Here is a 4,832-nt window from a genome sequence, read left to right on the forward strand (position 1 = left end):
GCCTTGCAGCGCTCCATGGCTGCGTCACTTTCTGCACCGGGTTGCATCCAGATGTTGGTAATACCGCGCGCAATGGCTGCCTCAACCACCTTCTCGGTCACTGCCGGAGGGGTGATCACCGAGATACTCTTGACGTTATCCGGCAGGTCTGAGACCGTGGCAACGGTGGTAATCCCTTCTACGCTGGCAACCTTGGGGTTGACCGGAATAGCTGTTTTTTTGTTCTGAAGATAGCAGCGCAACACCTTGTTGCCATACTTGCTGCGGTCTTCCGATGCCCCCACCACCCCAAACGCCTCTGACTTCAAAAAGGTCTCAATCGCGTCAGTCATCACATTTCTCCTTATCTTGGTATTGCACCGTTTTTCCAGTTGCCGTATGCTGTCGGCATGACAACATTAGCCATTATTAAAGAAAAAGTCCATGCCGGTCAACGGCTCTCTGAAGCCGATGCACTGGCCCTGTATGCCTCAAACGATCTGCTGACCATCGGTGAGCTGGCAGCCTGGGTAAACCAGCGCAAAAACGGCACAAACGTCTACTTCAACGTAAACCGTCATATCAATCCCACCAATGTCTGCGTTAACCGCTGCGCCTTCTGTGCCTTTTCCCGTACTGCCGATGCTGCTGATGCCTACACCCTGGCTCTGGATCAGATGGTGGGCCGCGCTGTTGAGGCAGAAAAGGAAGGGGCTACTGAGGTGCATCTGGTGGGTGGCCTGCACCCGGACCTGTCGTTTGAGTTCTATCTTGAGCTGCTCCGGGATATCCGCCAAAGCGCGCCATCCTTGCATATCAAGGCCTTTACCGCAGTGGAGATCGATTACTTTGCCCAAATCAGCAACCAGACCGTGGAGCAGGTGTTGGCACAACTGATTGAGGCTGGCTTGGGCTCCATGCCGGGTGGCGGTGCAGAGATCCTGATGGAAGAGGTGCGGCAGAAGATCTGTCCTGAAAAGATCAGCGGCCAGCGCTGGCTGGAGATTCACCGCCTGGCCCATCAGGCCGGGCTTAAGACCAATACCACCATGCTTTATGGCCATGTAGAGTCCTGCGCTGACCGGGTACGGCACATGGCGCTGCTGCGGGAACTGCAGGATCAGACCGGCGGCTTTCAGGTCTTTATCCCCCTGGCCTGGCAACCGGAAAATTCGCCGCTGAAGCTGGACACCAAAGGTACTTCCGGTCTTGACGATCTGAAGACCCTGGCCATTGCCCGTCTGTTTCTGGATAACTTCCAGCATATCAAGGCCTACTGGATCATGCTGGGTGAAAAGATCGCCCAGGTGGCGCTGGCCTTTGGGGTGGATGATCTGGACGGCACCGTGGTGGAGGAGAAGATCGGCCATGACGCCGGCGCTGCCTCGCCCCAGTCGTTGACTCTGGAGCGGTTGATCAGGTTGATCAAGATAGCCGGTAAGACCCCGGTGGAACGGGATACTCTCTATAATCAACTGCGCAGTTTTTGATGTGCCTGTCTGTCCATTAATATGCCAGCCTGACCCAGCCCGGTTTCAGGCTAGCCTGCAACGTATAAGCCAGCGCTTTGCAATCTATGCTGCCACCTCACCACAACCTCTACCGGCTCCGGGGCTGGTCATTGCCCCGGAGATTCGCCTGCAGTCTGAACTGTACCTGCCGATCACTGAAATCAGGCAGCTATTCTATCGCCTGTATCGGCAGGTTATTCCTCATCCACCGGTTTTCTCAAGTACGCCACTCCATGACTGCCCCAGTTGGGCTGACTTTTTTGTTGCGCTGCCTGCCTGGTTGCAAGGCTCCTCCAATCCCGCTGTGCTACTGGAACAGCTACTGCATACCCCTGATCTGCTGACCCGTTTTGTCTTTTATTCCTTTCTGCCCTCTCGCTTCAACGGCGCAGGATTCGGGCGCTACCCGGAGCAGTTGAACTGGCTGCAACAGCATCTGAAAGTGCAGGCCGGAAAACAGCTGCGGGTGCTTGATGCTGCCTGCGGCAGCGGTGAAGGCACCTGGGAGCTGGCAGAGCTGCTAGCTGAGAATGGCTGGCAGTCGGAGCAGGTTCATCTTGAAGGCTGGACCCTGGAACCGCTGGAGGTCTGGGTAGCCCAGAACCGCTCGCTGCCCCATCAGATGGAACGGGAAACGATTTATCAACGGCGGGTGCAGCCATTACTGGAACAGGGCTGGGGAGAGCGGATCAGCTTCTTTGCGTTGGATCTGCTGGAAGGGCAGACGACCAGAGATGGATTCGACCTGATTCTTTGCAACGGTCTGCTGGGTGGGCCGATCATCCATCAGCCGGCTCAGCTTCAGCAGGCAGTGAAGCAGCTTGCAGGTCTCCTGGCTTCCGGGGGGATACTGCTGATTGCGGATCATTTTCATGGTGGTTGGAAGAAACGGGTGCCGGAAGCGGTTCTTGGCGCTTTGATAGAGAAAGTCGGCTTGCAGGTACGGCAGGCTGGAGAAGGACTGGCAGCCATTATGGCTAATAGAAATACTGTCGCTCTTTCAGGTTGTATAAGCCGACTACCTGATCGCTGTAACCGTTGTAGAGCAAGGTTTTACGACGTTCATTGCTACCCAGCAGAGACTCTTCGGCCTGACTCCAGCGTGGATGGGCAATCGCCGGATTGATGTTGGCCCAGAAGCCGTACTCGTTCGGAATCATTGCGTTCCAGAAGGTAGCGGGCTGCCGGTCAGTAAAGACTATTTCAACCACCGACTTGATGCTTTTGAAGCCGTATTTCCACGGAGCAACCAGCCGGATCGGCGCGCCGTGCTGTTTGGCCAGTTCATGACCGTAGAGGCCGGTTGCCATGAAACTGAGGTCATTCATCCCTTCTGCAAGCGTAAGCCCTTCATGGTATGGCCAGAGCTCAACGCTGCTCTGCTTCTGTTCCGGAGCCTGATCCCGCCTAAGAAACGAAATAAAAGAGATATGCGTTGCCGATGATAGCGGTTCAACCCGCTTGATCAGGGCAGACAGAGGAAATCCGATCCAGGGAACCGTCATTGACCAAGTCTCCACGCAGCGAAAACGGTAGTGCCGTTCCTCTTGGGGAATCAGCTTCAGAAGTTCATCAACAGTTATGGTCAACGGCTTTTTGACCAGACCGCTAATCTTCAATTCCCAAGGCCGGGTCAGGAAGCGGTCTACTTGGCGCCAGACTTCTTTGCTATGGGTAAACTCATAAAAATTGGTGTAAGAAGCGGCTTCAATCCGGTCGGTTAAGGGCCGGTCAAGGACGTAACGCGCGTTACGGGAAGCATTCAATTGCTTCAGGTTGATCAGAGTTCCGTTGAGATCACGTTGCTGAGCCGCGTAGTTAGTGCAGGCATTCAGCAGAGGCCAGGCGTTCAACCCTATAAAACCAAGGGCCTTTAGCAGTGTACGTCGGGTACGGAACAGCTCTTCCGGTGTCAGATCAGACGGTGGTAGTTGGTATCTCTGCATGACATCCCTCCCTGTGGCACTGATCACAACAAACACTGCCTGATGATACTATCACAGAGCCGACTACAGAAAACAAGCAGTGCCGACCATCCAGAAGGAGAGGCCAGGCACTGCTGTCCAGGTCACTTCATTGCAGGAGCTGGATCCTTCATCTCTTTTTTCATATCGCCATCTGTTTTCATCTCTTTTTCAGGCTTTTTGGCTTTTTTTACTTTCTTTGCCATTTTCTTCTTTTCCATCTTTTTGTCTTCCATTTGGGGGGCCGCAGCGTCCATCGGCTTCATAGACTCTGCAGCAATGGCTGCAGCAGAAAATGTTGCCAGTGCAGATACAACCGTTAACAGCAATACGAATTTTTTCATGTTCTGACCTCCTTGTGGTCGTGTTAATGTAATGGTCAGATCATAACGCGCCTGATGCTCTCCTGACTGTAAGCATGCTTACAGTTTTTCAATCTGTTTTCACCTAATTGATGCTCTGATCTATTTCTGCGGAGTGACTGACATGCACAATTCAAAGCTGTGGTACCTGAAAAAAATGGATATTTTCAGCGGCTTGACTCCGGATGAGTACGCGGTAATTGATCGAGGTTCACGCGCTTTGTCCCTTAAAAAACGAGCACTGTTGCCCTATAGCGGTACAGCATGCGATGCGGTGTACTTTGTCAAATACGGTCGCATAAAGATTATTAAGACATCACCTGATGGGCGTGAGCTAATTCTAGATATTCTCGGTGCAGGAACTCTTTTGGGAGAACTTGTCTGGGAGCCTTCAAGCGATGATGCTGGGATAACGGCAGAAGCCATGGAAGAAACCTTGCTCTGTATGATGCAGCGGGATAATTTTGATCACCTGATGGAGCTTGTGCCGAAACTATCCACACGTATTACAAAGCTATGCGGACTACGACTTAAACGCATCCAGAACCGTCTGGTAGATATGCTGTATTGTTCCGTTGAGGTCCGCCTTGCAAGGACCTTGCTTAATCTCTCCGAAGAATTCGGCGTCTCCGAACCAGAGGGTGTTCTGATCGACCTGCGGCTAACCCATAACGAACTGGCAGGTTTAATTGCCTCAACCCGTGAAACGGTTTCTGCAATGCTTATGGAGTTGCACAGAAAGGGCCTGATTGAATTTTGCAGACACCGGATTCTGCTTGTACAGCCTGTTGAGCTTACGACAGTCGCCAATCGCTAGACTGCATCAAACCGTGCACATGATCCGTTTGACCAGATAATCTCCACCTATCACCAGGTACTCACCTTCACCCTTCAAAAGACTGGTGGGGAGCAGTTCATCAAAAAAGAAGACCTTTGAGCTGGGCACCTGTACCCGCCAGACAATCGAGCCGAACTCCCAGGCCCGTTCCTCTTCATCCGTAAACGAAACCAGATTG

At 52.8% G+C, this 4,832-nt stretch carries 6 protein-coding genes and 1 pseudogene; 3 read left to right on the forward strand and 4 right to left on the reverse strand.

Going from position 1 to position 4,832, the window contains the following annotated elements; all coding sequences use genetic code 11:
- The coding region (locus tag OEL57_RS14085; protein WP_300741281.1) for a CoA-binding protein at positions 1–332 on the reverse strand (332 nt) is incomplete at its 3' end.
- A 57-nt stretch (positions 333–389) separates the two neighbouring features.
- Between OEL57_RS14085 and mqnE the strand changes: the two genes are divergently transcribed.
- Both mqnE and OEL57_RS17100 read left to right on the forward strand, forming a co-directional pair.
- A complete protein-coding gene (mqnE, locus tag OEL57_RS14090) occupies positions 390–1,469 on the forward strand; it encodes an aminofutalosine synthase MqnE (protein ID WP_300741282.1) in 1,080 nt (359 codons plus the stop codon).
- A 487-nt stretch (positions 1,470–1,956) separates the two neighbouring features.
- Positions 1,957–2,349, forward strand: a pseudogene (locus OEL57_RS17100) (chemotaxis protein CheR); the annotation flags it as partial.
- 118 nt (positions 2,350–2,467) lie between these two features.
- On the opposite strand, the gene msrP reads toward OEL57_RS17100, so the two are convergent.
- Together msrP and OEL57_RS14105 are read right to left on the reverse strand one after the other, a co-directional pair.
- Positions 2,468–3,436, reverse strand: coding sequence for a protein-methionine-sulfoxide reductase catalytic subunit MsrP (gene msrP / locus OEL57_RS14100; RefSeq protein WP_300741284.1), 969 nt, complete (start codon positions 3,434–3,436; stop codon positions 2,468–2,470).
- Between the two features lie 122 nt (positions 3,437–3,558).
- Positions 3,559–3,798, reverse strand: a complete 240-nt coding sequence (locus OEL57_RS14105; protein WP_300741285.1) for a hypothetical protein — start codon at positions 3,796–3,798, stop codon at positions 3,559–3,561.
- A 142-nt stretch (positions 3,799–3,940) separates the two neighbouring features.
- On the opposite strand from OEL57_RS14105, the gene OEL57_RS14110 reads away from it, so the two are divergent.
- On the forward strand, positions 3,941–4,633 hold the full coding sequence (locus OEL57_RS14110) for a Crp/Fnr family transcriptional regulator (RefSeq protein ID WP_300741287.1): 693 nt from the start codon (positions 3,941–3,943) through the stop codon (positions 4,631–4,633).
- 6 nt (positions 4,634–4,639) lie between these two features.
- Here the strand turns inward: OEL57_RS14110 and OEL57_RS14115 are convergent.
- A partial coding sequence (locus OEL57_RS14115; protein ID WP_300741289.1) for an NAD(+)--dinitrogen-reductase ADP-D-ribosyltransferase occupies positions 4,640–4,832 on the reverse strand: 193 nt, incomplete at its 5' end.

Source organism: Trichlorobacter sp., from assembly GCF_030247655.1.
Taxonomy (GTDB): domain Bacteria; phylum Desulfobacterota; class Desulfuromonadia; order Geobacterales; family Pseudopelobacteraceae; genus Trichlorobacter.